This is a genomic window from Photobacterium andalusiense (genome assembly GCF_900185625.1).
Taxonomy (GTDB): domain Bacteria; phylum Pseudomonadota; class Gammaproteobacteria; order Enterobacterales; family Vibrionaceae; genus Photobacterium; species Photobacterium aquimaris.
Map to the genome: position 1 here is coordinate 1 of NZ_FYAJ01000038.1, position 1,162 is coordinate 1,162.

General features: G+C 42.8%; 9 tRNA genes. All 9 read right to left on the reverse strand.

Annotated elements, in window-relative coordinates:
* Position 1 precedes the first annotated feature (1 nt).
* Positions 2–76, reverse strand: a tRNA-Gln gene (locus PAND9192_RS20260).
* Positions 77–118: 42 nt separating this feature from the next.
* Positions 119–203, reverse strand: a tRNA-Leu gene (locus tag PAND9192_RS20265).
* Positions 204–286: 83 nt separating this feature from the next.
* Positions 287–371 (reverse strand) — tRNA-Leu (locus PAND9192_RS20270).
* 33 nt (positions 372–404) lie between these two features.
* Positions 405–479, reverse strand: a tRNA-Gln gene (locus tag PAND9192_RS20275).
* A gap of 66 nt (positions 480–545) precedes the next feature.
* Positions 546–630, reverse strand: a tRNA-Leu gene (locus tag PAND9192_RS20280).
* An 82-nt stretch (positions 631–712) separates the two neighbouring features.
* A tRNA-Met gene (locus PAND9192_RS20285) sits at positions 713–789 on the reverse strand.
* A 44-nt stretch (positions 790–833) separates the two neighbouring features.
* Positions 834–908 (reverse strand) — tRNA-Gln (locus PAND9192_RS20290).
* A gap of 42 nt (positions 909–950) precedes the next feature.
* A tRNA-Leu gene (locus tag PAND9192_RS20295) sits at positions 951–1,035 on the reverse strand.
* Positions 1,036–1,084: 49 nt separating this feature from the next.
* Positions 1,085–1,161: transfer RNA gene (locus PAND9192_RS20300), tRNA-Met, on the reverse strand.
* Position 1,162: the final 1 nt, after the last annotated feature.

Genomic DNA, 1,162 nt, shown 5'->3' on the forward strand with positions numbered 1-1,162 from the left:
ATGGCAGGTCTACCTGGATTCGAACCAGGGAATGACGGCATCAAAAGCCGTTGCCTTACCGCTTGGCGATAGACCTACAGTGCTTATTTTCATAAGACTTTCACAAAACTAGAGAGAATGGTGCGGAAGGAGAGACTTGAACTCTCACACCTTGCGGCGCTAGAACCTAAATCTAGTGCGTCTACCAATTCCGCCACTTCCGCAAATTGTCAGTTATAAATAACTGTTGTATCTCTAGTTGTATTAATTAAATCAGTAATTGGTAAAAAGCTGATTTAAAGAATAATGGTGCGGAAGGAGAGACTTGAACTCTCACACCTTACGGCGCTAGAACCTAAATCTAGTGCGTCTACCAATTCCGCCACTTCCGCAATGATTAACTGTCGTAACAATTAATCTAAATATGGCAGGTCTACCTGGATTCGAACCAGGGAATGACGGCATCAAAAGCCGTTGCCTTACCGCTTGGCGATAGACCTACTGGTTTACTTTTTCAAGTAACCTTTGCTTGTTGGGTAGTAACAAGACTTTAAGATCAGAGAGAATGGTGCGGAAGGAGAGACTTGAACTCTCACACCTTGCGGCGCTAGAACCTAAATCTAGTGCGTCTACCAATTCCGCCACTTCCGCATATTGTCAGTTATAAATAACTGTTGTTCTCTGATCGTATTTTTCAATTAAAGTATAGGTAAATACTTAATCGAAGAATAAATGGTGGCTACGACGGGATTCGAACCTGTGACCCCATCATTATGAGTGATGTGCTCTAACCAACTGAGCTACGTAGCCAATAGACACCGAAGAATAAAATAATTAATCGTCATCTTAAATTGTGGCAGGTCTACCTGGATTCGAACCAGGGAATGACGGCATCAAAAGCCGTTGCCTTACCGCTTGGCGATAGACCTACAATGTGCTTTTTCAAGCTTCTTTCAACTCTATTGAAAGAATGGTGCGGAAGGAGAGACTTGAACTCTCACACCTTACGGCGCTAGAACCTAAATCTAGTGCGTCTACCAATTCCGCCACTTCCGCATTTTATCAATATCGAGTATTGATTTTCAATCTTATAATAAAATTGAAATGGTGGCTACGACGGGATTCGAACCTGTGACCCCATCATTATGAGTGATGTGCTCTAACCAACTGAGCTACGTAGCCA